Annotated in this window: 22 protein-coding genes and 2 rRNA genes (1 of these 24 running past the window's edge); 14 read left to right on the forward strand and 10 right to left on the reverse strand. The window is 46.8% G+C overall.

What is annotated here, in order from left to right; all coding sequences use genetic code 11:
* Together ACO6V5_RS19970 and rrf are read left to right on the forward strand one after the other, a co-directional pair.
* Positions 1 to 1725 (forward strand): 23S ribosomal RNA (locus tag ACO6V5_RS19970); it begins 1742 nt to the left of the window's first position.
* A gap of 185 nt (positions 1726 to 1910) precedes the next feature.
* Positions 1911 to 2026, forward strand: a 5S ribosomal RNA gene (rrf, locus tag ACO6V5_RS19975).
* Between the two features lie 403 nt (positions 2027 to 2429).
* On the opposite strand, the gene ACO6V5_RS19980 is transcribed toward rrf, so the two are convergent.
* A complete protein-coding gene (locus tag ACO6V5_RS19980) occupies positions 2430 to 3200 on the reverse strand; it encodes a siderophore-interacting protein (protein WP_422136028.1) in 771 nt (256 codons plus the stop codon).
* Between the two features lie 244 nt (positions 3201 to 3444).
* Here ACO6V5_RS19980 and ACO6V5_RS19985 point away from each other — a divergent pair, with 244 nt between their 5' ends.
* The 6 genes from ACO6V5_RS19985 (at position 3445) to ACO6V5_RS20010 (ending at position 9516) form a co-directional block, all read left to right on the forward strand.
* Positions 3445 to 4122 (forward strand): hypothetical protein, encoded by a 678-nt coding sequence (locus tag ACO6V5_RS19985; protein WP_422136027.1) that lies wholly within the window; start codon positions 3445 to 3447, stop codon positions 4120 to 4122.
* Between the two features lie 153 nt (positions 4123 to 4275).
* Positions 4276 to 5499 (forward strand): NAD(P)/FAD-dependent oxidoreductase, encoded by a 1224-nt coding sequence (locus ACO6V5_RS19990; RefSeq protein ID WP_422136026.1) that lies wholly within the window; start codon positions 4276 to 4278, stop codon positions 5497 to 5499.
* Positions 5500 to 5663: 164 nt separating this feature from the next.
* Positions 5664 to 6014: a hypothetical protein gene (locus tag ACO6V5_RS19995; RefSeq protein WP_422136025.1), complete on the forward strand. Its 351-nt coding sequence runs from the start codon at positions 5664 to 5666 to the stop codon at positions 6012 to 6014.
* Between the two features lie 109 nt (positions 6015 to 6123).
* Entirely contained in the window at positions 6124 to 6996 is an 873-nt protein-coding gene (locus ACO6V5_RS20000; protein ID WP_422136024.1) for an SdiA-regulated domain-containing protein, read from the forward strand.
* Positions 6997 to 7035: 39 nt separating this feature from the next.
* A complete protein-coding gene (gene truC, locus ACO6V5_RS20005) occupies positions 7036 to 7794 on the forward strand; it encodes a tRNA pseudouridine(65) synthase TruC (protein WP_422136023.1) in 759 nt (252 codons plus the stop codon).
* Between the two features lie 72 nt (positions 7795 to 7866).
* Positions 7867 to 9516, forward strand: coding sequence for a hypothetical protein (locus ACO6V5_RS20010; protein WP_422411245.1), 1650 nt, complete (start codon positions 7867 to 7869; stop codon positions 9514 to 9516).
* 55 nt (positions 9517 to 9571) lie between these two features.
* Here the strand turns inward: ACO6V5_RS20010 and ACO6V5_RS20015 are convergent, their stop codons facing one another.
* Complete coding sequence (locus ACO6V5_RS20015; RefSeq protein ID WP_422136021.1) at positions 9572 to 10102, reverse strand: cytochrome b; 531 nt, start codon at positions 10100 to 10102, stop codon at positions 9572 to 9574.
* 394 nt (positions 10103 to 10496) lie between these two features.
* Between ACO6V5_RS20015 and ACO6V5_RS20020 the strand changes: the two genes are divergently transcribed.
* On the forward strand, positions 10497 to 10808 hold the full coding sequence (locus tag ACO6V5_RS20020) for an RING finger protein (protein ID WP_422442036.1): 312 nt from the start codon (positions 10497 to 10499) through the stop codon (positions 10806 to 10808).
* Between the two features lie 195 nt (positions 10809 to 11003).
* Here ACO6V5_RS20020 and can read toward each other — a convergent pair whose 3' ends face one another.
* Both can and ACO6V5_RS20030 read right to left on the reverse strand, forming a co-directional pair.
* Positions 11004 to 11663: a carbonate dehydratase gene (gene can / locus ACO6V5_RS20025; protein ID WP_422136019.1), complete on the reverse strand. Its 660-nt coding sequence runs from the start codon at positions 11661 to 11663 to the stop codon at positions 11004 to 11006.
* Positions 11664 to 12004: 341 nt separating this feature from the next.
* Entirely contained in the window at positions 12005 to 12511 is a 507-nt protein-coding gene (locus tag ACO6V5_RS20030) for a DUF29 domain-containing protein (RefSeq protein WP_422136018.1), read from the reverse strand.
* Between the two features lie 93 nt (positions 12512 to 12604).
* Between ACO6V5_RS20030 and ACO6V5_RS20035 the strand changes: the two genes are divergently transcribed.
* Positions 12605 to 12784 carry a hypothetical protein gene (locus ACO6V5_RS20035; protein WP_422442035.1) on the forward strand — a complete coding sequence of 60 codons (180 nt, stop codon included), beginning with the start codon at positions 12605 to 12607 and terminating at the stop codon, positions 12782 to 12784.
* A gap of 47 nt (positions 12785 to 12831) precedes the next feature.
* On the opposite strand, the gene pyrF is transcribed toward ACO6V5_RS20035, so the two are convergent.
* The gene (gene pyrF, locus ACO6V5_RS20040; protein ID WP_422442033.1) at positions 12832 to 13644 is read right to left on the reverse strand and encodes an orotidine-5'-phosphate decarboxylase; all 813 of its coding nucleotides are present in this window, start codon (positions 13642 to 13644) and stop codon (positions 12832 to 12834) included.
* A gap of 183 nt (positions 13645 to 13827) precedes the next feature.
* Complete coding sequence (locus ACO6V5_RS20045) at positions 13828 to 14331, reverse strand: hypothetical protein (protein ID WP_422136016.1); 504 nt, start codon at positions 14329 to 14331, stop codon at positions 13828 to 13830.
* A 173-nt stretch (positions 14332 to 14504) separates the two neighbouring features.
* Here ACO6V5_RS20045 and ACO6V5_RS20050 point away from each other — a divergent pair, with 173 nt between their 5' ends.
* From ACO6V5_RS20050 to ACO6V5_RS20060, 3 genes are all read left to right on the forward strand, one after another.
* The gene (locus ACO6V5_RS20050; protein WP_422492142.1) at positions 14505 to 15008 is read left to right on the forward strand and encodes a YbjN domain-containing protein; all 504 of its coding nucleotides are present in this window, start codon (positions 14505 to 14507) and stop codon (positions 15006 to 15008) included.
* Positions 15009 to 15115: 107 nt separating this feature from the next.
* Positions 15116 to 16015 (forward strand): DMT family transporter, encoded by a 900-nt coding sequence (locus tag ACO6V5_RS20055; protein ID WP_422136014.1) that lies wholly within the window; start codon positions 15116 to 15118, stop codon positions 16013 to 16015.
* Positions 16016 to 16053: 38 nt separating this feature from the next.
* Positions 16054 to 16515, forward strand: a complete 462-nt coding sequence (locus ACO6V5_RS20060; protein WP_422136013.1) for a nucleoside deaminase — start codon at positions 16054 to 16056, stop codon at positions 16513 to 16515.
* A gap of 63 nt (positions 16516 to 16578) precedes the next feature.
* Here ACO6V5_RS20060 and ACO6V5_RS20065 read toward each other — a convergent pair whose 3' ends face one another.
* The gene (locus ACO6V5_RS20065) at positions 16579 to 17529 is read right to left on the reverse strand and encodes a LysR substrate-binding domain-containing protein (protein ID WP_422136012.1); all 951 of its coding nucleotides are present in this window, start codon (positions 17527 to 17529) and stop codon (positions 16579 to 16581) included.
* Between the two features lie 527 nt (positions 17530 to 18056).
* Between ACO6V5_RS20065 and deoC the strand changes: the two genes are divergently transcribed.
* Entirely contained in the window at positions 18057 to 18815 is a 759-nt protein-coding gene (gene deoC, locus ACO6V5_RS20070; RefSeq protein ID WP_422411252.1) for a deoxyribose-phosphate aldolase, read from the forward strand.
* A gap of 43 nt (positions 18816 to 18858) precedes the next feature.
* On the opposite strand, the gene ACO6V5_RS20075 is transcribed toward deoC, so the two are convergent.
* From ACO6V5_RS20075 to ACO6V5_RS20085, 3 genes are all read right to left on the reverse strand, one after another.
* Positions 18859 to 20826, reverse strand: coding sequence for a hypothetical protein (locus tag ACO6V5_RS20075; protein ID WP_422411254.1), 1968 nt, complete (start codon positions 20824 to 20826; stop codon positions 18859 to 18861).
* 163 nt (positions 20827 to 20989) lie between these two features.
* Positions 20990 to 22891, reverse strand: coding sequence for a hypothetical protein (locus tag ACO6V5_RS20080; protein ID WP_422411256.1), 1902 nt, complete (start codon positions 22889 to 22891; stop codon positions 20990 to 20992).
* A 301-nt stretch (positions 22892 to 23192) separates the two neighbouring features.
* Entirely contained in the window at positions 23193 to 25013 is a 1821-nt protein-coding gene (locus ACO6V5_RS20085) for a hypothetical protein (RefSeq protein WP_422411258.1), read from the reverse strand.
* Between the last annotated feature and the right edge of the window lie 238 nt (positions 25014 to 25251).

Raw genomic sequence — 25251 nt, forward strand, 5'->3', positions numbered from 1 at the left:
CAACTGAACCGGTAGAGGAGCGTTGTGTAAGCGGTTGAAGGTTCACCGGGAGGTGGGCTGGACGTATCACAAGTGCGAATGCTGACATGAGTAACGATAAAGGGAGTGAGAGGCTCCCTCGCCGGAAGACCAAGGGTTCCTGCGCAACGCTAATCGGCGCAGGGTGAGTCGGCCCCTAAGGTGAGGTCGAAAGACGTAATCGATGGGAAACAGGTTAATATTCCTGTACCCCTTTTGACTGCGATGGAGTGACGGAGAAGGCTAGGCCAGCAGGGCGATGGTTGTCCCTGTTTAAGGTCGTAGGCTGTGGACTCAGGCAAATCCGGGTTCATAAAGCCGAGAACTGATGACGAACCCACCAAGGTGGGGAAGTGGTTGATGCCAGGCTTCCAGGAAAAACTTCTAAGCTTCAGGTCAAGAGGGACCGTACCCGAAACCGACACAGGTGGTCAGGTAGAGAATACCAAGGCGCTTGAGAGAACCTGGGTGAAGGAACTAGGCAAAATGGCACCGTAACTTCGGGAGAAGGTGCGCCGGCTTTGGTGATCGGGCTTGCCCCGTAAGCTGAGGCTGGTCGAAGATACCAGGTGGCTGCGACTGTTTATTAAAAACACAGCACTGTGCTAACACGTAAGTGGACGTATACGGTGTGACGCCTGCCCGGTGCCGGAAGGTTAATTGATGCTGTTATCGCAAGAGAAGCGGTTGATCGAAGCCCCGGTAAACGGCGGCCGTAACTATAACGGTCCTAAGGTAGCGAAATTCCTTGTCGGGTAAGTTCCGACCTGCACGAATGGCGTAACGATGGCCACGCTGTCTCCACCCAGGACTCAGTGAAATTGAAATCGCTGTTAAGATGCAGTGTATCCGCGGCTAGACGGAAAGACCCCGTGAACCTTTACTACAGCTTCACAGTGGATCTTGATGTTGCTTGTGTAGGATAGGTGGGAGGCTTTGAAGTGTGGACGCCAGTCTGCATGGAGCCAACCTTGAAATACCACCCTGGCAATATTGAGGTTCTAACCCAGGTCCTTTAGCAGGATCGGGGACATTGTGTGGTGGGTAGTTTGACTGGGGCGGTCTCCTCCCAAAGAGTAACGGAGGAGCACGAAGGTTGGCTAAGCACGGTCGGACATCGTGCGGTTAGTGTAATGGTACAAGCCAGCTTGACTGCGAGAGGTACATCTCGAGCAGGTACGAAAGTAGGTCATAGTGATCCGGTGGTTCTGAATGGAAGGGCCATCGCTCAACGGATAAAAGGTACTCCGGGGATAACAGGCTGATACCGCCCAAGAGTTCACATCGACGGCGGTGTTTGGCACCTCGATGTCGGCTCATCACATCCTGGGGCTGAAGCCGGTCCCAAGGGTATGGCTGTTCGCCATTTAAAGTGGTACGCGAGCTGGGTTTAGAACGTCGTGAGACAGTTCGGTCCCTATCTGCCGTGGACGTTGGAAGTTTGAGGAGAGCTGCTCCTAGTACGAGAGGACCGGAGTGGACGAACCACTGGTGTTCGGGTTGTGTCGCCAGACGCATTGCCCGGTAGCTAAGTTCGGACGGGATAACCGCTGAAAGCATCTAAGCGGGAAGCCCCCTTCAAGATGAGACTTCCCTGGCCGCAAGGCCCATAAGAGACGTTAAAGACTATGACGTTGATAGGCGGGGTGTGTAAGCGTTGTGAGGCGTTGAGCTAACCCGTACTAATGACTCGAGAGGCTTGACCATATAACGCCAAAGCGATCTAGCAAGCTTGAAGCTTGAAGCCGTACACAGTGAACGAGAGTGTTGAGCAAGAATAGACGACACAGCTTAAAAGAGATTTGGATTCCAGAGCCTTAGTTTTCGAGAAACAGCTTCAAGCCTCCAGCTTAAAGCTTCCAGCTCGAGAGCCAACGGCTCGACCAGTTTTGCCTGGTGACCATAGAGCGTTGGAACCACCCGATCCCATCCCGAACTCGGAAGTGAAACGACACATCGCCGATGGTAGTGTGGGGCTTCCCCATGTGAGAGTAGGTCATCGCCAGGCATTGAATAAAGCAAAACCCCGGTTGAGAGATTGACCGGGGTTTTTGTTTTGTGGGCAAAGGAGTGTGGCAGAACAGAAGTGAAACGACACATGCCTGGGCGGCCCCACCTGGGCGGCCCCACCTAGGCGGCCCCACCTAGGCGGCCCCACCTAGGCGGCCCCACCGATGATAGTTTGGGGCTTACCCATGTGAGAGTAGTTCATCGCCAGGCATTGAATAAAGCAAAACCCCGGTTGAGAGATCGACTGGGGTTTTTGTATTGTGGCAAAAAAGCGGCAAGAGCACAGGTGTTGATAGTTCTCGGGCGAATTGTCTTCCAGTGCATTCAGACTTTCCTATCCATCAAAGACTGTCCATTAAAGAAAGTGGCTGAACGACAGATCTCTGGCGTGGAGGCCCTTGTCACTCAGTCAGTCTCTCTCTCTTTTGTACCTTATGAGCTTCATCTGGAAGGCCAAGCTGCCAGTAACTGCTGATATAACGTGAAGAGCGGGGGGCCAGGGATTCTCGATTCACCCAGTTTCTGATCTCCAGCACAGAGTTCAGTTCACTGGCAGCCCATAGATAGGGATTTCCTGGCTGGCGAGGCAGGTTGGCCAGAGCGTCTCTTAAAAGCTCCTTTTGTTGGCCTGGATGAGGGTTTATAACCCAGATAATTTCCATGCCTTCAGGGATCGACGATGCTTCAAGGGCCATGGCTTGCTGGTCATCCTGGTGAGGAATTTCCACAACGACGAAGCCTTTTGCATCGGCAGGTAGAATCTCTATGTTTGCACGAATGGCTGGAAGTGCGGTCAGGTCTCCGGTCATAACAAACCAGTCCGCTTCGAGGTCGACCAGTTTGGTAGGTCCCGGTCCAGATACTAAAACTGGATCGCCAATATTGGCACCCTCCAGCCAGCGTGCGGCAGGCCCCTGATCGCGGTCATGGGAATGCACTGCGAAATCAATCGTCAAATGTCGTGCAAGCTGATCAGAGGAAACCACGGTGTAACTTCTCTGGAGTGGCTTCTCGGGCATTGCAGGGTTATCAAATACCAGCTTTACGTAGGCGCTGGCTTGATCCGATGGAAAATCAGAAAGAGATTCTCCGGTCAGGATAACCCGCGTCATATGAGGGCTCAGGGATTCAATACTCTTTACAGATAGCTCTCTTGCAGGAGATCTTGCCATATAACTGTTCAACTGATTTTAGGTTTTTAGTTGAGAATCATTATCAACTCAGCATGGGGTAATTTCAAGTAATGCTCAGCGACTTCTTATATTGCTTGTTTTCAGGTTGAAATGAGCGGGTAAGAGGCGAAGTCGGTACTTAACCTCTGCGCTCAGAAGAAAAAGCATAAAGATCCGCAAATATAAGGATTGATAATTTGTCATTTCCTGAAAAAATAGCTGGATTTTTCTAGAGGTTAAACAATTGATCACCCAAGATTTGTTCCTGAAGGCCCTTAACAATAATAAAGCGGTTCGTCCTCAAGATATTGAACTGCTGGCAGCATGGTTTTCTCTGCCCGGACGCGCTGCCAGTGCTGAGCAGGTGATTACATTGACGGGGGCCAAACGTGCGTCCATGATCGTTAACAACCTGGGCAAGCGTATTGCCGGGTTTCTGGAAGTAGATGCTGGCTCTGGTGCTTCCGTTATTGCCCTGGATGAGGAAAACGGAGCGGGCAAAGCTGTATGGGTTATGCGAGAAGAGCTGTCTCAAGCTTTGGTGGCTCAAGGTTTTGTCACTTCTGAAGACGTTCATGCAGAAGTTGCTGTTGAGTCTGTAAGAACCAAAGAGGCAGTTAAGGTTGAAGTCAAAGTGGCTCCGGTGTTATCAGAGCCAGAAGTGGTTGTTGAAGTGGCCGATAGTCCGTTGGCTGAAGCTCTGGTTGAATTTGATGTTCAATCTATCCGTAAAGCCTACCCAAGTACTCCTGCAAGCCAGCGTTTGCTCAAGCCTGCTATGGTGAATGCTCTGGTGGCTACTCGTCCAGTCAATACCCGCGCGTACCAGCGTATGATTCCTGCTGAGTTGCGTAAGAGTGTCAGTAGCCAGGAAGCCAAAATGTTTCTTAATAATGTGTTGGCCATTCTGAAAACTCATTGAAGCTGTGTCTCAGGCCCGGATTAAAGAAACGAAGGAAAGGGCAAACCGTTGCAGGCAGTCGGTTTATGCTCTCTGGTTTCTTACGGGCCTGTTTAGCTCCCGGCAGGAGCAACGCTAAAGGCTTCCCCTATCTGTTTTTGGGATCTAATAAATATGCCCCTGACCAGAGCTCTGCAGTCTGACTATGATGCCATTATTATCGGTGCCGGTGCATCGGGTCTTATGTGTGCGCTCACAGCTGGCTATCGTGGTCGTAATGTTCTTGTATTGGATCACGCCAACAAAATTGGCAAGAAAATTATTATTTCAGGAGGTGGACGTTGTAATTTCACCAACCTCTATATCGAACCTGCCCATTATCTTTCGCATAACTCGCACTTCTGTAAGTCAGCACTGGCACGCTACACCCAGTGGGATTTTCAGGCGCTTGTAGATAAGTATCAGGTGGCCTGGCATGAAAAAACGCTGGGGCAGCTTTTCTGTGACAATCGTTCAAAGGATATCGTCGATCTTTTGGTCAGCGAGTGTCAGGATGCAGGCGTCACCATTCGAGCCAAAGCCCGTGTTGAATCCATAAAGTCCAATAAAGCTTCGGGTTTCGTGTTGGCAACCAACATCGGCGAACTCTCCTGTCAGTCACTGGTAGTGGCAACCGGTGGTTTATCATTTCCGACAATGGGAGCCACAGGGTTTGGTTACCAGATAGCGGAACAGTTCGGCCATAAACTGATTGAACAAAAGCCTGCACTGGTGCCTTTTACGATGAACCAGGCCTGGCTTAAGCACTTTCTAGAGCTTTCCGGCGTAAGCTCAGAAGTGATCGCCAGCTGCAATGGACGGTCTTTCCGGGAAAATATTCTGTTCACTCATCGTGGTGTCAGCGGGCCGGTCATTTTACAGATTTCATCCTATTGGAATCCGGGAGATACGGTTTCCATTAATTGGATTCCCGGTGCAGATATTCATAGTTGGCTTCAGTCCTGTGCCATGCAGAGACCCAGGGCACAGACGGCAACCATCTTGTCTGAACATATGACTAAAAGGTTGTCTCAAGTCCTATGCGGTCAAGGTCATCTGAGATTATTAACCGACAATGGTCAAAAGCTGATGGCACATTACACAGCGGCTGATCTTGAGGACCTGACCCATGCACTGGAAAACTGGGAATTGAAACCCTCTGGAACAGAAGGTTATAAAAAAGCAGAAGTCACCCTGGGTGGTGTGGACACTGCGAAAGTCTCTTCGAAAACATTTGAGAGCCGAATCCAGCCGGGGCTTTTCTTTATCGGTGAAGTTCTGGATGTTACCGGTCATCTGGGAGGCTTTAACTTCCAATGGGCCTGGGCTTCAGGTCATTGTGCAGGGCAGTATGTTTAGTTTACATGGTTTGATTTTCTCCATCCGCCAAGAGCATAATGCATCGTCCGTGAAGCACTGTTGACGTTAATGCCTCATAAGACATTCTCCTTGGACGGAAATTGCAGCTGACCTTGTCGAAATGGCTCCAGAATCCGATGAAGCTGCATTTTATGGTAAAAGTCATGAAGTTTATCAATCGTTGTGTTGTAACCCTGAAGCCCAGACAGCCTTTTATTGAATGGGCGAAAGGGCTGGGGACAGAATTGCCAGAAGACTGGAGCCTGGAAGGTGGCTCCTACCTGCTGGATGAACAGGAAACAGAGGAGGGCCTGGAAGCAGCAGTAGCCAACCACGCCCGGGACATGATGGAAAATGAGCTCTCCGCCTGGGAAGAAGATCCGGGCCGCTGGCCCTGTCAGAGAGATGCCAACGCCCTGAAAAGCTGGTTTGATGTTCATGTTTCAGTAGCAGGTTTTGATCTGGGTACCGAAGGCCTTATGAGAGCTGACTTGTCTGATCTTGGGGGGATGTGACGGCGCTCTGCCGGTCTCCATAAAGCCCCCTCTGAAATTGACCTATTCCCTCATTATGAAGAACTTCAGAAAACTCTCCCTCGGAATCATTGTCATTTTGATTGTGGCCGTGATTGCTATTAAATATTTCGATATCGATGACAAACTTTACAATGAATACCTGTCACATACGGTATCCAGTGAACAGTGGGCAAATGCCATTGCGTTGAGTGATTATAAATTGGTGGCCGGACCTGTGAAACTCGTTGATGCAGGTGATCAGGTATCCGGAGTGACGTGGAGTCCTGTTACCGATTCCCTTTATGTTGTATCCGGAGGAGGTTCTTCGATCCATGTCCTGGAGTACGACCAAAATGGAAACCTCAAGAGAAAGCTGAAATCCAATCTTAATGCTGATGTAGAAGGTATTGCCTGGGCTGACGGCGATCGTTTTATTGTTGTCAACGAACGTCAGCAGGAATTGTTGCTGGTAGACATTAAACCGGATTCGAATGAGATCGATTTCTCCAGTGCGTCCACTTTTACCTTTGGCATAGGAGAAGGAGGCAACAAAGGCTTTGAAGGTATTGCCTGGGACCCAGAGACAAAATCGATCTATGTCCTCAAAGAGAGAGACCCCATCCGGATTTTTCGTATTAATGGTTTCACCGAGCAGGGTAAAGATAGAAAGCTGGTGATTCGTGAGCAGGAAGAAATGGAAGAAAGCCTGAGGTTTTTCAATCAGGACCTGTCAGGGATGCACTTCGATACGGTTTCAAGGCATTTTGTTGTGCTCAGTGATCAGTCCGATTCTTTGACAGAACTGGACGAAAATGGAGAGGCCGTCAGTGTTATGGTGCTTGAGAAGGGCTGGCATGGATTGAAGAATACGATTGAGCAGCCAGAAGGGGTTACTATGGACAGACAGGGAACGGTGTTTATTGTCGGGGAGCCTGACGACCTTTACATATTCAGGAAGAGTACCTTGTCTGAACGAAAGTAGCCTCCTTTGATATTGAGCTTTGCTGTTGGGATGTCGTGCATGTCAGAAGAGAGCCAGGAAACACTGGAAATCATTTATCAGGATCACTGGCTGGTAGCGGTAAATAAACCGTCGGGTCTGCTGGTGCATCGCTCCATGATTGACCGGAATGAAACCCGGTTCGCTTTGCAGATCGTCAGAAATCAGGTGGGTCAGCATGTTTACCCACTGCATCGTCTGGATAAACCGACTTCCGGTGTTTTAGTGTTTGCCCTGTCGCCTGAGGTTGCCCGGCAGGTTGGAAAACAATTTGAGGAAGGGCTGGTCGAGAAAACCTATCTGGCAGTCGTCAGGGGTTATGCGCCAGAGTCTGGCGTGATTGATCATCCTCTGAAAGAAGAGCTGGATAAAATGACAGACCGCAAGGCCCGGCAGGACAAACCGGCTCAGGAGGCGGTCACTGTTTATGAAAGACTCGCGACCGTTGAGCTGCCTCTTGCCATAGAAAGATACCCAACCAGTCGCTACTCCCTGGTAAGAGCCTGGCCTAAAACGGGCAGGAAACATCAGATTCGTCGGCATATGAAGCATATAGCCCACCCGATCATTGGCGATGCCAAACATGGGAAGGGCGTTCATAATCGATACTTTGCCAAACACTTTTCAGCGGGTAGATTGCTACTGGCCTGTACTGATCTTGAATTAACTCATCCCCTTACCCGTGAACGACTGCTTTTGTCTGCTTCGCTGGATGCTGTCTTCTCTGATCTGATGACTCGCTTTGGTTGGAACAGATCACTTCGTCGGAAAGTTGAGTGAATTTCCTGATTTCCCATGACGAATGTCAATTAACTATCTAGTCTGCCTGAACGGTTTGTTTCAGGAGGCTTTATGCTCAGAGCGGGTTTGAGTATATTTTTTTTTTCATTGTTGTTGTTTGGAGCGTTCTACAGTCACGGATTCGATGACTATAAGAAAGATAGAATAGTAACGGATAAATCAGGTCGCCAAAGGTGCAAGCAGTGCGACCTTAATCTTGATGCCTGTGATTGTCGATGTTATCAGTGTGGCAAGCGGTTCAGGGAAAAAAGGCTGATTGCCCAGGCCGCAATAAGAAAAAAAGGGCAGTCTAATGCCAAGAGTGCCAGAGGCAAAGACCCTAAATCCAGAGAGGTGTATTTATCCACTGAGAATACTTGCCAGTGTGAAAGACCTTTGGTCCGTGAGGCTGCGTCAGCTTCTGTTCCGAGGCTTGGTCCCAGGAAAAGGATGGCTGCTTTTGATGGGCCTTCAACCAGCCAGATGACTCCGGTAGAGCCGTCCTTGAGTGGTTTTTCCAGCGAAATGCTACCTCTTATTGTTGCTGTTAATGTTCCAGATCCTGCTCCTGTATCTGATGAGAAAAATCAGCTTGATTGTGAATGGATGAACCGGCAGTGTGATTTTAGCGTTATCCAGTTGCAGACTTTGCCTGTCGATGAAACTCTCTGTCAGCAGAAAGCCTTTTCAGCTTCATCTTTCAATGTCTGTTATCTGGAGACCGGCATGGATAAGATCGTCCTCGAGAATTCAAATAGCGGGGTACTTAAATTTCAGCAGCTATTGACTCAGGTGAAGGCTGCCATCCAACAGGATGTAATTGCAGGGCTGATCTCTGTTGGTTGGATGAGTGAATACACTCGACCCCTTGGCACAATCGAGGCTTTGAAAGATCGGGGATATTTTCTGACGCTTCCTGATTCTCAGGGAGGCTATTCCTTCGCTCTTATTATTATTGAACAGAGTTTGGCTTTTGTATTTCTTCTGAATCAGGATGGTGAAGTGGTGGGCTATGCCAGTAATAAACACAGTCTCTTTGTTTTTGCGATCAACTGCTATCTGGATAAGTCGAGAGGAGGCCAGCTTTATCAAGTTCACTTGCCTGATGATGATGTGTTCAACCTCATGGTGGAGAATGCCATTAAGGCTTTTAATTGCCTGGATAAAGAAGCTGTGGAAGCCTTGCAGGCATTTGATGATGACGATGAGGTTGAAGTGTTGCTGGTTTCTGATAACTCAACGGGGCATGACGTTGCTATTCGGCAATGTTTCATGAATCAAATGTCTGGAGGTCTGCAAAAGATTCCGTTACCTCGGAAGTTAGACGAATCCCAGCTTCCGGATTTATACCCCTTGTTGAGTTTAATGGAAATGGATCAAGCGATGATGGCCCTTAATATTGACCTCGAGGTTAATGAGCTTAAGGAGTTCAACTCAATTCAAATGATAATGGACAATGCCATCGGAGAGGGCACCTTTGTCATGGTGATTCAGGAGCCCAATGAATCAACATTTGCTGTTTTTATCTCGGTTAATGGTGCCATTATGACACTGAGAATGTTGTGTTTTTCTGACGGTCTTGGAGAGCGAGCCTCGTTGAAAGCTTCCAGTGGCTTGGTTTGTGAATGGAATGAAGCATTACAGGTTCTTATGCATACTCTGAGAACAGGTTATAACCTCAAGTTTTATCGAATAAGGCCATCTGACGACACTAACAGTTAATTTCATTGGCATAGAGTCTGGAAAAGGGCTCCCGAACGAGCCCTTATTGGCAAATTTACAACATTCTGCCCAGCACATCGTGTTCAGGCTTATCCATGAACCGGTGTTTGAATGCTCCCACCACGTGAAGGGCTATGATGGCCAGAAATGCATAGGGAATATAGGAATGGATTGTATGAAGGGTTCCTGCCAGCTCTTTGTTGTCTTCCATAAATTCGGGCAGTTGGATGCCAAAGAAGAAAACATCACGCCCTCCTGCATCCGACATGGTAAGACCGCTCAGAGGTACAAGAATCATCAGGGCATAGAGCGAATAATGGGTGATTTTGGCCAATACCTTCTCACGGTTGGGCAATCCTTTGGGTAGCTCGGGTACTTTGCTGAACAATCGTATCAGAATACGAATCGCAACCAGCAGCAGTACTAGGATGCCGAAAGACTTGTGCCAAGGGTAGATGTCGTATTTATAGCTGACGTCCTTGGATAGACCTGCCATGTACCAGCCACTGGCAATGATACTCAGGATGGTAATGGCCATCAGCCAGTGAAGCAGTCTCATCAGTAACGGATATTTTGCAGGTGTCATAGATTTATCCTCTGGAGTGAAAAGCGCGTGCGGCTTAGAGTTCGTTATCTTATTCAAGGCTGCTATGAGTGAAGAATAAACTTCACCCACAAGGATGCATTTATTCTTACTTTAAACGGTGATCCTGTCACCTGGTTCCGGCAAATTATGTTTTTTCGCACAGATTGTCTGCGCAAAGATCCTCGCGTGACTCCACTCACCTTAAGCTGGTGGTTGTCATCAACGGGCATCTTTACCGACAGTCAGATGTAGCTTCTTCCACAGGGGATTTACACCCCATTAGCTCATGCCCATGCCGGGCGTAAAAAAAATAAACAAACACAGGGAACTAAATGGATAGACAATGATCCAAGGTCACAATTCATTTGAAAAACAGCAGATAGGAGTAAGAGATATGAACGGAATCACACCACCCGGCAGCCCAAATAATCAGGCACCTTATCAAAAGGAGACCGATAATTGCCCTGTTTGTCTCACACCTTTTGCCGGAAGGGCAGTCACAGTTCTTGAACCATGCAGCCATATGTTTCACGAAGACTGCCTGGAGACTTGGCTATCGCAAAATACAACCTGTCCTTATTGCAGAACCATTGTCAGGGAAAGGGAAGTACAACCCTTTACTGATGTGATAGTGGAAAATTTATCGAGAAGTCGTGGTAGTGTGTTGTTCCATCCAGATGGGCGACCGATAGCGCGGCTCTTGTAAATCGCTGATTCCGTTTTGTTTGAGGGCGCCTCAACATCATCACCTGCTGCCAAAACAAGTGCTCTGGCCCGAGAGATGAAAAAAAACGACAGCAGCAACAGCGGTGCAGTAAAGAGTGTCTGTCTGATAATTCTATCCTTCCGATTTGGTTTTCACAGAGGAAGGATAGATCTAGAAAATGAAAGGGTACCTATATCATCCATCAGCTGCACTGGTGATCTGCCTGATGGCATCGCTGTAAAGTCCATGCAGGCTTTCAGGATCAGAGACACAAAGTCCCAGGTCCCTCAGAAGGCCGTCTTTCAGCCCATAGATCCAGCTATGAACCGTCAGGTCCTGTCCCCGCAGCCAGGCATCCCTGACGATGGGGGTCTGGCAAACATTCAGAGCCTGTTCTACAACATTCAGCTCATACATGCGCTCAAAGACTTCTTCCTGGCTGCCCAGAGTGTCCAGGAAAGTCTGGTGTTTGTGCTGTACATCCTGAATATGACGCAGCCAGTTATCAATCAGGCCGAGTTTGCCGTTCTTTACCGCTGCCTGAACGCCGCCGCAGCCGTAATGGCCGGTCACTATAATGTGCTCAACCTTCAGGTACTCAACGGCGAACTGGATGACAGAGAGACAGTTGAGATCGGTGTGAATGACCTGATTGGCCACATTTCGATGTACAAACAGCTCACCAGGCACCATACCGGTTATCTGATTGGCAGGCACCCGGCTGTCAGAGCAGCCTATCCACAGGTATTTGGGAGCTTGTTGCTGAGAAAGTTGTTCAAAAAAGTCAGGTTCCTTTTCCCGAACAGCATCTGACCATTCACGGTTTTGGTCGAACAGCTTCTTGAGTCTGCGCATGGGAAGCTTCCTCATCAGAAATAACGCACAAGTATACAGCTGAAGAAATAGAAGCCAATAACAGTAGGGTTTTAATGGCGTACCGAACAGCTGCATCTCCGTTGCAATTCCTCGCAACAGCTCTGCTGTTTTAAGGTTACTGTGAAGGCAAGCGGCTGAATAGGCAACTGTCGGGCTCCTAGGAGGCCGACCGAGAATAGACTGCCCTACTGCGGCGGCAGCAAATTGGTCTAAAAATCCGCTTTTGTTCGTCAAATAGCTCGCTATTCTCCTCACAAAACCGAATTTTCATCCTCAATTTTCTGCCGTCCTCGCTACGGGCGCTATTCTCGGTCGGCCTCCTAGCGCTGTGGATGGTCGGGAAGAAAGTCATCAACCATGATGTCATCGAATGTCCACGGGCAACTGTCGGGGAAGCTGGTGTTATCTAATTGATGATTTTCCCGCAGGTACTTATTCATTTCACGAATGGCAGCCTGTTTGGCATCAGGGTAGCTGTCTATTAAGGCATCATCCTGTTCGTGCTTCAGGGACGGGTTTTTACGGATTAACCGGCTGATTGTCATACGTGACTGCGAAATACTCTCGTACCAGCTTCTGAACTCTTTGGGTTCGTATAGGTTGGGGTTAATCACAAAGGTTTGGTATTGATATTTGAGCAGATGCAGCACCAGAATGACCAGATGGGATTCCAGTGTATTGCGCTCGCTTCTGCCCATTTCGTCTACTTCTTCTATAAGGTTATCAAGATCAAGCCGGTCGAACTCACGGTTTTGCAAATGTTGTTTTTGCTGTTTTTTCCAGTGATAGAAGTCGGACTGGTAAAGTGTTTTCTGATCATTATCCATGACATGATTCCCCGTTAATCACAGCCAGTATAGGATAGCTTATACAAGGATTGTTATGTCATTCCCTTCACAGCACTTCAGCGCTAACCTCAGGTGCGAGAAACGCTGAACCTATTGCCGGGACGCACCGGAGCCGCCGGTGATGCCGTTGTCCTGCGTCGTGATCTGGTTCAGTCGGAATTGGCGGGCAGTCAGACCAATACCGGGAACTGCCTGCATCGACCGGCAAGATCAGTGGGCCGTCTTCACAGCCCTGGGTGGGCTTGCTCTTGAAAACTAAAGAAAGATATCCGTTCAGGGTATCTTCGGGTAGTCATTGTTTAACGGTACTGATTCACCTGATCTCTGAGTTCAATGGCAGCAGCTCTGGCTGCTTCGGCAAAGTTTTCATCACTGCCAGCGTAAATGATGCCACGGGAAGAGTTTACAATGATGCCCTCACCCTGACTGTTGAGACCATTTTTAACGGTGGCTTCTACGTCTCCACCCTGGGCGCCCAGACCCGGAACCAGGAATGTCATATCACCGGTAATGGCGCGGATACGCTTGAGTTCTTCAGGGTTGGTAGCACCGACAACCAGCAGCAGGTTGTTATGGCTGTTCCACTCTTCTTTGGCCATACGGGCAATCACTTCGTAAAGGAAGTCGTCACCGACCTTCAGGTTCTGGATCGCCGCAGCTCCGGGGTTAGAGGTTCGACAAAGGATGATGGTGCCCTTGTCTTCATAACGGCTGAAAGGCGCAATGGTGTCGATGCCCATGTAGGGGTTGACAGTGATCGCATCTGCGCCGAAGCGATCAAAGGCTTCTGCCGCATACTGATCAGCCGTGCTGCCAATATCGCCTCGCTTTGAGTCGAGAATGACCGGGATATCCGGGTAATTATCCTTGATGTATTCGATGGTCTGGGCCAGTTCGTCTTCTGCACCACGGGCATGATAATGGGCAGCCTGGGGTTTGTAAGCACACACTAAGTCGGCAGTGGCATCAATAATAAAGCGGTTAAATTCCAGAATAGGTTGCTCAAGCGCCTGAATGTGGGCGGGAAACTTCTCGGGTAGAGGGTCCAGGCCTACGCAGAGTAGAGAGTTGTTCTTACGCATAGCCGCCTGAACCTGATCCAGAAAACGCATAGCAAAGCCTTATGTAGCAGTGATCGATGTCTGGGCGGGCAGTCTAACAGATAACGCTCGGGTTTTGTTGCGCCAATTGATGTTGCGGCAATTGACATCCACCCCCGCCCAATGAGGCTGTTTGACGCGAATTGAAGAAAAGAAATTTGCCGGAGGAGCTGAAATGTTCCTCCGTGCCTTCTTTTATCTGGCCTTTTGAAATAGCTGTGCCATCAGACCAGAGTTTATCATCTGTTCTGCAGCACTCTTCAGAGTTCCCGAAGTCCCGTATCTTCTGAACGCCCGGTAAACCGTTGTGCAGGCCATCAGGTGCTTAACGGTTTGTTTGATGGCTGTTGTCAGTAAAGGAACGGTATACAAGGCCATCAATAGAGGGTGAGAGAGTGCCAGCATGATCACCAGGGGAGAGCCAGAAATGGCACCGACAGTTTGAAACCCCCTGACGGTTCGGCGAACGTACTTCCGGGTATCAATCGTGCTCTTCATGGTCCGGTTTTTATTGAGTCTGTGACAACCTGCTTCAACCGCTTTGCTGACCAGTTTTCCCATCAGATAGCCTGCGACAGCACCGGGTGTGGTTACCATGGTGGTCAGCAATTGAACTGCCTCAGCAATGCCTGTGATCGGGCTTGCAGAAGCGTATAAGGCTGTTTGGATACCGGCACTGATTCTTCCTGATCCCTGCATAATCTGTACTCCTTGTGGTGTTATTTCATGTTGTAGGCTCAGTATGCAGGGATTTGCTGCCAAAATGACTGACAGAGCGGTTAGTTATGCTTGCACATTTTCATCCAGTGAAGTTGGAATGCCTCAGAGTCTGGTCAAACTGACCATTTCATAGCTTGACGAGAGTTCATAAAATGGTTGGTAAAACAGAGATAGTGTTGATGCAGAAGTTAGTAATACCAGACCGGCAACAGGTAGAGATCTGGCTTGATCAGGCCGGTCATGAATTCTGGGCGTGCGATCGGTGCGACGGATTGCACATATCATCCCTTCAGTCTCTGGATGGCGTACTTGATAGCCGTTTGTTTATCGAGCCATTTGGTATTCTTTTTTCAACTGAGCTGGATTTGAAAGCCGACTCTGCATTTTTAGTACAGGCCGATATGACGCGTCTCAATCTCGGCTTACCGACGCTCAAACTGTTTCTGGAGATGCTGGAGTCAGGCCATCTTTTGCTGGTGGCTTCCGATGTCCTGATGACCTCCAAAGGTGTCTGTTACAGTCAGTTTTCCGAATTTCTGGCAATGACCCTGGAGGCTAAGAGCTGGTTGTATCGGGAGTGCCAGAGCATGCACTATATTCTGTCTGAACAGGAACATTGTCTTCCCCCGGTAGAAGGAAAGTTTTCGTTCCACTAAACGTTTAGCTGCCTCATATCAGAAAATAAAACGGTCACTGCTCTGGCGAAATGTTCCAATTGGCCTAATGTCATACAGTCAACATTCTGATGCGGGAATTTCAGAACGTGTCCAATGCCACTCTTTTCTGTATCTGCTCTCTGGTGTGGGGCTCGACCTGGTATGCCGTTAGCTGGCAGCTAGGGACCGTAGACTCCATGTGGTCAGTGGCTTACCGGTTTCTCTTGGGCGCTCTGTTGTTATGGCTGATTTGCCGGTTCAGGGGCGGCTTTTCAGGCTTTACCCGCCAACAGCATCTCAGGTTCTTTTTCCAGGGAACCTTCCTTTGCGGTATTTCCTACTGGCTGGTCTACGAAAGTGAAAAGTTCATCAGCAGCGGGCTTTCAGCATTGATTTGTACGGGGATTCTTTATTCAAATGTGGTCATTGCCCGGTTCTGGTTGGGGCACACCGTTAAACGTTCTGTTCTTGTAGGCGGGGCATTGGGTAGTGTCGGTGTGTTCATGGTGTTTTTTCCCCATATCATAAAGATTGACGCAAACTCTGAGGAGCTTAAGGGCCTGGCATTGGCATTGGGTGCAGTAGTGATGTTTTCCTTGGGCAGTGTCTCCTGTGAGGTCAATGAGAAAGACGGCTTGTCAGTCGCACCTATGACAGTGTTTGCCATGTTTTATGGTGGGTTGGAAATGGGTGGGTTGGCCTTGCTCCGCGGCGTACCACCCACGTTTGACTTCAGTCCGGGTTATTTGGTTTCCCTGGTTTATCTGGTGGTTTTTGGTTCGGTTGTGGCCATGACCTCTTATATCGCCCTGATTCAGCGCATAGGTTCTGACCGAACCGCTTATGTCGATATTATCTATCCCATCATAGCCCTCTTGATCTCAACCGTTCTGGAGGGATACCAATGGAAACCGGTTTCTGTGTTGGGCGTAGGGATTATTTTGCTGGGGAATCTTCTGGCCATGGGCAACCGCTTTGACCGGCGCAGAACCGAGACTTCCTGCTAACATAAGAATACTTTTCTCCAACATCTATGGGGTTTCCCATGAGTGAGCACAAGCCTTTCATCTATAGAGCTATAGAGTTATCCACTCAGGCCCTGGACAAAGGGGAAGCGCCTTTTGGTGCGGTGCTGGTGCATAACGGCAAAATCGTTCTGGAGTCTGAATGTACTACCGAAGCAGAAAGTGATCAGACCCGGCACGCAGAATTGAACCTGGTAAGTCATGCCTGCAGACAGATACCGAGAGAACAGTTATGTGAATGCACACTCTACAGCAGCACAGAGCCTTGCCCAATGTGTGCCGGAGCAATATATTGGGCCGGAATCCCAAAAGTGGTATATGGATGCAGCATGGAAGCGCTGGACCAGATTGCCGGTCACTCCACCCAAATGGGTTGCAGAAACATTTTTGATCGTTGCTATGGCAACATAGAAGTCATTGGTCCTATAGAAGAAGAGCTTGCCTGCGAACCACATATGAAATGCTGGCCCCATCCTTCTTGAAAACCTGCTTATTATTGAATTTTGTGCTGGCATTCAAGTACAGAGTTGACTGACATTTCTGACTCAGGGAACGTGATAGCCCATAGGCTTCATAATGTCATACTGAAGCCAGACTTTGTTCAGCCAATTTTCTTCACCCAGCCAGTCCAGAACCCAGCGGATACCATTGCCCATGGCTTCCTTATTCCAGGCAAGATAGCAGCTGTCGTTCATGGGAATATCCAGAACATCCTTGCGAACCAGTAATTCTTGTTCAATGTAGGGCTGAACAAAGTGGCTGGGCATGATGGTGATGCCCAACCCTTTCAGCAGGCACTCAATAGCCATACGGAAACTGGGAACCAGGAGGATTTGCTGATCTTCAAGCAGCAGGTTGTAGCCCTGTCGAAAGACTCTGGAAGTATCCTGAATGCAGATCGAACTGTAAGTTTTCAGCATGTCCTGACTAATCGGATCGGAAACATTGGCCAATGGGTGCTCTGGAGACATCACCAGATCCCATGCCAGCGATCCCATAGACTTCCATTCAAAGCGGTCGTTAGTAGCAATATTGTCTGGAATGGTTTTAGGAGCACCAATGACCAGCTGGCAACGGTTGTGGAAGAGAGCATCCCATGAGCCGTTATGAACTTCAGTATTGATCACCAGGTTGGTCTCGGGACGAACTGCCTGAAGATCGCGAATCAGATCGTAAACCATGCCCTGGTTAACAACGTTATCCAGGGCAATCCTGATTTCATGTTCCCAGCCTGAAGCCATCTGGCGGGTTGTTTTTTCCAACTCCTCCAGCTGAGTCAGCAGTTTGCCTGTCTGCTGGATAAAGTGCTCACCTGCCGGAGTCAGCTCGACCCGCTTGCTATCCCTGAGAAAAAGTTGCACATCCAGCCGTTCTTCCAGCTTCCGGACGGTGTAGCTGATGGCTGAAGGCACTTTATGCAGGTGCTTGGCCGCTGCAGTAAAGTTTCTGAAGTGGGCCACGGCCCTGACAATTTCGAGGGATTCCGTTGGGATCATGAGGAGAATACTACTATCTACTGACGTTCAGATGTTAATAGAGTATCTCTAAGGTTGTCAGAAAGGGAGTCTAAATAAGAGTTTTTTATCGTAATGTTCTCGCCTCCAGTGATATAAGATGACTCTCAGGACAGGACTCACCTACATCAGCATTCAAAAAAGCCGAATGCTCGTCCAAAAATACTTGCTGTATCTGTTGGCAGGAATTCTCTAAAATAATTTTCACTTCGAGCAACCTCAGGTTATGAGGAGTCGTGTACTGCACTGTTGCCTGTTCCCGCAGTACAGAAACTCTTGCACGAAGTGTCGAGTGTGCAGTCCACGCTGCAAACTCAGGTGGATGATCAGCAAAAAAACCTCTGCGTCTTTGGTGTAGGGGGTTTTTTGTTTTTGACAGCTTTTCCCACATGGTTCGGTGGTGTTCTTAAGGGAATTGAAGATAAACTACGACTGACGACAGGCTCCATTCAGGCACTTTTCTATTCTTTTTTGTCACCTCCAAAACTCTTTAGCCAGAGGACCGAACCTTGACCGATCTCACTGCTATCAGTCGTCAGGCTCTGCAATTGATGGATCTTACTTCCCTGAACGATAACGATACGCCGGAAGTGATTATTGATCTTTGCCACACAGCTAAAACACCTGCAGGCAATACTGCGGCAGTCTGTGTTTACCCAAGATTTGTTCCCATCGCCAAAAAGACGCTGAAAGAGCTGGGTCTGAACGATGTAACGGTTGCCACTGTCAGCAACTTTCCAGAAGGCAGTGATGATATTGAACTGGCAGTCACTGAAACTAGGGCAGCTGTCGCTTATGGTGCGGATGAAGTGGATGTTGTTTTCCCTTATAGCGCCTTTATGAACGGTGATGAAGCCATTGGAGCTGAGCTGGTTCGCCGCTGCAAAGAAGTCTGTGCAGACAAAGTGATACTCAAGGTGATTATTGAGAGCGGCAAACTGAAGGACCCAGCCCTGATTCGTCGAGGCAGTGAGATCTGCATTGAAGCCGGTGCTGATTTCATCAAAACCTCTACTGGCAAAGTGCCTGTCAATGCTACACCTGAATCTGCCCGTATCATGCTGGAAGCCATTCGTGACAGTGGCAAACAGAACGTAGGGTTTAAACCTGCGGGCGGCATCCGAACTGCACAGGACGCTGCAGAGCACCTGGCTATTGCCGTTGACATTATGGGGAAGGAATGGATCGACCGAAACCACTACCGCTTCGGAGCCAGCAGTTTGCTTGGAAGTCTGCTGGTGACCCTCGGTCTGAAAGAACGGGAATAAGTCTAAAAATAAGTTTCGCCAAGACTACCCTATATCAGCATCGCTACTGCCAGAATCCATTACTGTCAGAGTCACTGCTTTCAGAGTCACTTCTGCCAGAGCCGCTTCTGCCAGAGCCGCTTCTGCGAGAGCCGCTTCTGCCAGAGTCACTGCTGTCAGAGTCACTGCTATCGGAGTCACTGCTGTCAGAGTCACTGCTATCGGAGTCACTGCTATCGGAGTCACTGCTATCGGAGTCACTGCTATCGGAGTCACTACTGTCAGAGTTAATAGGTGTCTCCATAGCAAAATTATATTTAGAGCTGAGCAAATCGATGAAATCTTGCAAGTATAATATGCGTTCTTCCAGAAGTTTTCTCTGCCTTTTGTCATTGCTGGGCTCTTTTACTTCTTGTTCATTCGCTGCCTTGTCATGTTTGACTACATCAGCCTGCTGATTTGCATGGATGATAATGCTCGCTGAAAGAAATTCCAGCATCTTGTGTGATTGTTTCAGCAGGTTATTAAATTCTGTGTAGAGGTTTATCAAAATGCCGCGATAATCATTTTGATTAACTAATTTTTTTTGTAATTGGTGTTCTATGTAATTTTCTAAGGCTAGAAGCAATTCTTGAAATAATTCAGGGTTTTCATTTTTTGGGTTATCTTTTGCACCGATTAATATTTTTTGGAAAATTTCAAATAATTTATCTTCTTTATCTTCTTTATCTTCTTTATCTTCTTTATCTTCTTTGTCTTCAGAGTCAGTAATGGTTCGACCCAAGTCTAGTTTGCCAAAGTAAATCGATATGCTATCAATATTTGCATTTGAGAATTGTCTAACGAGATACTCAAGAACTGAGAATTTTTTAACGAAAGAGTCTAGAATCAGGCTTATGGAGTGAATAAAACTGATGGACTGATCATTCGAGACAACTAATCCGGTTTTTTTTTCACCATATTCATTTGTCAGGTTTAATATTCGTTTAGCTGATTTTATATTACGTCGATAAAACGGTATTTTGTTACGATTAATGCCATCGTTGAGTAGGGTAGTAGCGGCTATTAGCAATAAATTGACTGGTTCCTCGGATTGATCAGCTTTTGAGAGTTGATTCAATTGCCGCAAAAAATTAAGACGCATTTCTCCCAATAATTTCAGACCAGAGAAGACCGAATTAGCTTCTTTAACATTTGCTTTTAAACAACCGTGATTTTCTATGGGTTCTTTTTCGCCTAAAATGTCATCTTTTATGACCTCTATACCAGATAAGCCGATGGCATGAAGCAGGAATGAGCCAAAAAAGAAATGGCCCCCAGGAGGGGGGGAGCTAATGGCTGTATAGTAACTCAATATCAGCACCGCTAAGCACTGTTGATCTTTTGGTTTGGTCATATCGACGAATGATTCGGTATTATGGATTTTGGTTAGAATTGCCAACATTTCAAGCTGTACGAAGTCAACCACAATGTGGTGAGTTTTTATCAATTGCTGAAGCATGCTTAAGATTGTGAGGCTTTCATTGGGGGGGGCTAATGGGACGTAGCTCAACATAGTGTTTAAGATGTCTTCATCAATGCCTGTATTCAATTCATGGATAATGGCGGTAATTTGTGCATGGTTCATTGGTGGCAGCGGAATTTCCATCAAAGGCTGCGGTTGCTGTGCCCCAGCTCCCTCGGATTCTTCTGAATGCTCAGCCATTTTTTCGACTTGCTCATTTTCATGGTTCATTGCGAAGATGAGTTCGGTTGTATTCGAGTTGAGAAAAAAAGGAGAGGTTTTTCCTAAATAAGCATTATGGTTAATCAAATCGTTCAGGTAATTAGAGGTTTTTGTCGTTTTTTCTTCAATAAATCTCTCATCCACGGGTGTGAATAAAGTATGTGCTGCCATCAGTTTTGAATAAGGGCTAACCATAATGATAAAGCTAAGACAAGCAGCAACCGACCGTTTGGCCCTGTCACGATGGAAAAGTATCGGTTTTTTTGCTGTTTCAGGAAATTCAGAAATGAAGTTACTTGTTAACATCTGCTTTCTCTAACTTATAAATTCCCTGATAAAGTAGTCCACGGAATGCAGCATTGGCCAACTTGAGCACTTTTTAATGCTACACCACAATCTACCTGCATAATGCTGGAAGCTGCAGTCCATAAGGCCATTAGCACTTGGTCTGAAAGAACAGAGAAGAAGATTAAAAATAAACTTCGTCAAGACTTTCAAGAGCACCTCTCTCAGCATCACTACTTTCAGGGTCATCCATGACCGCATCACAACTTTCAGAGTCGCTACTACCCGGGACACTTATGCCAGAGTCAGTTCTGCCAGAGTCACTTCTGTCAGATTCACTGATGTGAGAATCATTACTGTCAGAGTCATCACTGTCAGAATCATTGCTGTCAGAGTCATTGCTTTCAGAGTTATGAGGGGTCTTCATAGCAAAATCATACTTAGACCTGAGCATATCGACGAAATCTCGCAAGTATGATATCCGCTCTTCCAGGTGTTTCTTTTGCCTCTCTTTTTGTTCTGTTGCTGCCTTGCCATGGTTGCATTCATCATTATGCCGATTAGCATTGATGAAAATATTGCACTCAAGGCATGTCAGCATTCTGTTTGATTGTACCAGAAGGTGGTCAAATCCTGTGCAGAGCGTTACCATTATGACCTGGTAATCATTTTGATCAGTAAACGTTTTTGGTAATTTTTGTTCTATGTATTTTTCTATGGCCAGAAGCAATTCTTGAAATAATTCAGGATTTTCATTTCCCGGGTTGTCTTTAGCGTCGCTTAGGATCTTTTTGAATATTTCAAATAATTGTTGTTCTTTGCCTTCATTGTCGGTAATGGTTTGATCCCAGTTTGACTGGTAGAAATAATCCGTCATGTTGTTAATACATTCACTTGCAGATTGTATAACGTAAGGATCAAGCATCAGGCTTATGGCATTAATAAAATTGATGAACTGACTATTAGAGGCAACTAATTCGGGTTTTTTTTCACCATATTCTACGATCAGTCTTAACATCCGGATAGCTGATATCATATTACGCTGATAAACCGGCATTCCGTTATCAATCATGCCATAGTTGAGCAGAGTAGAAGCAACTAATAGCCGGTAACTGGCTGGTGTCTCGAATTCTACAATTTTTGAGTTATCTTTCAATTGTTGCAAAAAATCAAAGCGCATTCCTTCCAGCACTCCCTTGCCAATGAAGATCGAAGCTGACTCTTTAACATTTGCTTTTAAAACTTCGTAATCTTTTATGGGTTCTTTTATACCTAAAAGATCACCTTTTATGGCATCGAGTTTCTCGATACCAGACAGGGCGGCAGCGTGAAGCAGGAATGAGTTAAAAAAAATGTTAGCCACTTTAGGGGAAACTGCATTTGAATTGATGGCGGTATAATAAGTCACCAACAATATCGCGAGCCTGAATTTGTCTACTGGCTTGGTAATATCGACAGGTGATTGAGTGCCCTGGATAGAATATAGAACTTCTATTATGTCATCCTGCTTATGGTCCGTCACAACACCGAGAGCTTTTGTCACGTGCTCAATCATGTCTGCAACGGTCAGGCTCTCATTGGGAGGTGTTATCGGTAGGTAGCTCAACATAGCGTTCATGATTTGCCTGCGTTCTTCAGTGCTTGTATTCAACGTTTGGATTATGTCGGTAATTTGTGCATGGGTCATTGGTGGCAGCGGAATTTCCATTATAGGCTGCGGCTGCAGTGCTCCAGCCCCCTCCGATTCTTCTGAATGCTCATCCGTTATTTCGACTTGCTCATTTTCATGGTTCATTGCAAAGATGAGTTGGGTGGTATCCGGATTGAGAAAAAAAGGAGTGGTGCTTCCTAAATAAGCGTTATGGTTAATCAAATCGTTCAGGTAATTTGACGCTTTTGTCGTTTTTTCTCTAACAAATCTCTCATCCACTGGTGTCAATAAAGTATGTACTGCCAGCAGTTTTGAATAGGGGTAGACCATAAAGATAAGGCCAAGGCAAGCAACAACCGACCGATAGGCCCTGCCACGATGGAAGAATATCGATTGTTTTGTTGTTTTGGGTAATCGAGAAGTGGAGTTACTCATCAACCTCTGCCTTCTTTGGGTAATGAATGCCCTGATAAAGTAGTCTATGGATTGCAGCAGTACTCAATTTGAGTGCCTGTGAATGTCAAACCTTAATCTGTCTGCATCATACTGGAAGCGATTTGTGACAGTGGCAAAGAGAGCGTAGGATTTAAACTCACGGGCCGGGACGCCGCAGGACACCTGACGATTGCCACTGAGCTTATGAGGCAGGAACGGATCTATACCACCTGCACCTGGGAGCCGGCAATTTGCTGGGAAGGCTTCTGGTAGCAATCGGTTTTAAAGAACAGGAAGAAAATTAAAAATAAAATCCGTCAAGTCTCTCAAGACCGCTTCTGTCAGCATCACTACTTTCATCATCACCTAAGTTAGCATCACTACTTTCAGCATCATTTCTTTCAGAAGCCTCAATGTCGGTATCACTATTTTCAGCGTGACTGTTTTCAGTATCACTGCTTTCAGAGTCACTACTGCCGTAGTCAATACTGGCATAGTCAATATTGCTATAGTTATTATTTTCGTAGTCACTGCTGTCGTAGTCATTGGGAGTAATGATAACAGATTCATATTTAGACCAGAGCAACTCAACGAAATCCTGTAAGAATAATATCCTTTCTTTCAGGTGTTTTCTCTGCCACTCTTGTTTGCTGAGTTCTTCTTGTCTCTTTAGTGCTTTGTCATACTTAGCTTCATTAGTCTGCTGATTGGCATTGATGACAATAGTCGCCTCAAGAAATTCCAGTATCTTGTCTGACTGTTCCAGTAGATCTTCAAATCCTGTGCAGAGGGTTGCCAATATAACCAGGTAATCATTTTGATCCACGAACGTTTTTTGTAATTGTTGCGCCATGTATTTTTCAATGGCCAGAAGCAATTCTTGAAATAAATCAGGACTTTGATTTTCCGGGTTGTTTTTTGCGTCGGCTAATACTTTTTCGAATATTTGAAATAATTCCTGTTCTTTGCCTCTGGAATCAGTAATGGTTTGCCCCCAGTTTGATTGACTAAAATAACTCGAAATCTTGCCAACATGTTCATATGAGGATTGTATAAGGAAAGGATCAAGAATCAGGTTTATGGCATCAATGAGACTCACAAATTGGCTATTTGAGGCAACTAATTCAGGTCTTTTTTTGTAATATTCTTTTACCAGACTGTACATGCGTCTGGCTGATTTGACATTACGCCAATAAATGGGGATTTCGATCTTATTAACGTCATAGTTCAGCAAAGTGGACGCGGCTATTAGCACTGAATCGACTGATGTCCAGGATATTTCAGCTTCTGAGAGATCCTTCATATGTTGCAAAAACTGAAGGTGCATTTCATCCAGCACCTCCAGGCCAACCAGGAACTTGGCAGATTCTTTAGCATTTTCTTGTAAAGCTTTGTGGCCCAGTATTGGTTTTTCTGCACCTAAAAGGTCACCTATTCTGGCATGGAGACTTCTTATACCAGACAAGCCAGCGGCGTGAAGCAGGAATGAGTAAAAGAAGAAATAAGCCGCCTGAGGAGATGCCCCATTTGAATGGATGGCAGTATAGTAACTCACCAACAACATCGCGAGACTCTTTTGATCTTCTGGTTTGGTGATATCGACAGAAGATTCGGTACCCAGGATGTGAGTCAGAACTTTTATCATCACATTCTGGTCGTCGGTCATTATTACATTGAGGCTTTTTATCACTTGCCGAATCATGCTTACAATGGTCAGACTCTCATTGGGGAGGGTTGTCGGGACGTAGCTCAAGATAGTGTTCAGAGTGCCTTCTTCAAGGCCTTCATTTAAACCTTCGATAATGGCAGTAATTTGAGCATGGGTCATGGGCGGAAGGGGAATATGCATTAAAGGCTGCGGCTGCGACGCTACAGCCCCCTCTAATTCTTCTGAATGCTCATCCATTCCTTCGGCTCGCTCATTTGCATAGTTCATGGCAAAGATAAGCTGGGTCGAATTCGGATTTAGAACAGATGGAGGGATTTTTCCTATGTAAGCATTATGGTTAATCAAGTCATCCAGGAAGCCAAAGGATTTTGTTGTTTTGTCTTCGATAAATCTGTCGTCTACTGTCGTTAATAATGTACTTTCTGCCAGCAGTTTTGAACAGGAGCAAGTCATAATGATGAGGCCCAGGAACGCGGTAATTGAGTGATTAGTCTTGTCAGGGTGGAAAAAAATCGATCGCTTTGCTGATCCAGGTAATCGAGAAATTGAGTTGCTCATCAACATCTGATTTCACCAGTTTATTAATGACTTGAAAAAGTAGTCTAAGGATCGCTTCTGCGCCAAATTTTAAGTACCTTCCCCGGAACGTGGCAACTGCTCCTGCGTTGATCTGGTTCCTGCACCTTCATCC

It is taken from the genome of Endozoicomonas sp. ALD068 (assembly GCF_049310145.1).
Classification (GTDB): Bacteria; Pseudomonadota; Gammaproteobacteria; order Pseudomonadales; family Endozoicomonadaceae; genus Endozoicomonas_A.

Excerpts from the sequence above, each read along its gene's own strand:
- ACO6V5_RS19980 (WP_422136028.1), bottom strand. The coding sequence starts at position 3,200 with ATGGCAAGATCTCCTGCAAGAGAGCTATCTGTAAAGAGTATTGAATCC.
- ACO6V5_RS19990 (WP_422136026.1), top strand. The coding sequence starts at position 4,276 with ATGCCCCTGACCAGAGCTCTGCAGTCTGACTATGATGCCATTATTATC.
- ACO6V5_RS19995 (WP_422136025.1), top strand. The coding sequence starts at position 5,664 with ATGAAGTTTATCAATCGTTGTGTTGTAACCCTGAAGCCCAGACAGCCT.
- truC (WP_422136023.1), top strand. The coding sequence starts at position 7,036 with ATGTCAGAAGAGAGCCAGGAAACACTGGAAATCATTTATCAGGATCAC.
- ACO6V5_RS20010 (WP_422411245.1), top strand. The coding sequence starts at position 7,867 with ATGCTCAGAGCGGGTTTGAGTATATTTTTTTTTTCATTGTTGTTGTTT.
- ACO6V5_RS20015 (WP_422136021.1), bottom strand. The coding sequence starts at position 10,102 with ATGACACCTGCAAAATATCCGTTACTGATGAGACTGCTTCACTGGCTG.
- ACO6V5_RS20020 (WP_422442036.1), top strand. The coding sequence starts at position 10,497 with ATGAACGGAATCACACCACCCGGCAGCCCAAATAATCAGGCACCTTAT.
- can (WP_422136019.1), bottom strand. The coding sequence starts at position 11,663 with ATGCGCAGACTCAAGAAGCTGTTCGACCAAAACCGTGAATGGTCAGAT.
- ACO6V5_RS20030 (WP_422136018.1), bottom strand. The coding sequence starts at position 12,511 with ATGGATAATGATCAGAAAACACTTTACCAGTCCGACTTCTATCACTGG.
- pyrF (WP_422442033.1), bottom strand. The coding sequence starts at position 13,644 with ATGCGTTTTCTGGATCAGGTTCAGGCGGCTATGCGTAAGAACAACTCT.
- ACO6V5_RS20045 (WP_422136016.1), bottom strand. The coding sequence starts at position 14,331 with ATGCAGGGATCAGGAAGAATCAGTGCCGGTATCCAAACAGCCTTATAC.
- ACO6V5_RS20050 (WP_422492142.1), top strand. The coding sequence starts at position 14,505 with ATGGTTGGTAAAACAGAGATAGTGTTGATGCAGAAGTTAGTAATACCA.
- ACO6V5_RS20060 (WP_422136013.1), top strand. The coding sequence starts at position 16,054 with ATGAGTGAGCACAAGCCTTTCATCTATAGAGCTATAGAGTTATCCACT.
- ACO6V5_RS20065 (WP_422136012.1), bottom strand. The coding sequence starts at position 17,529 with ATGATCCCAACGGAATCCCTCGAAATTGTCAGGGCCGTGGCCCACTTC.
- ACO6V5_RS20075 (WP_422411254.1), bottom strand. The coding sequence starts at position 20,826 with ATGTTAACAAGTAACTTCATTTCTGAATTTCCTGAAACAGCAAAAAAA.
- ACO6V5_RS20080 (WP_422411256.1), bottom strand. The coding sequence starts at position 22,891 with ATGAGTAACTCCACTTCTCGATTACCCAAAACAACAAAACAATCGATA.
- ACO6V5_RS20085 (WP_422411258.1), bottom strand. The coding sequence starts at position 25,013 with ATGACTTGCTCCTGTTCAAAACTGCTGGCAGAAAGTACATTATTAACG.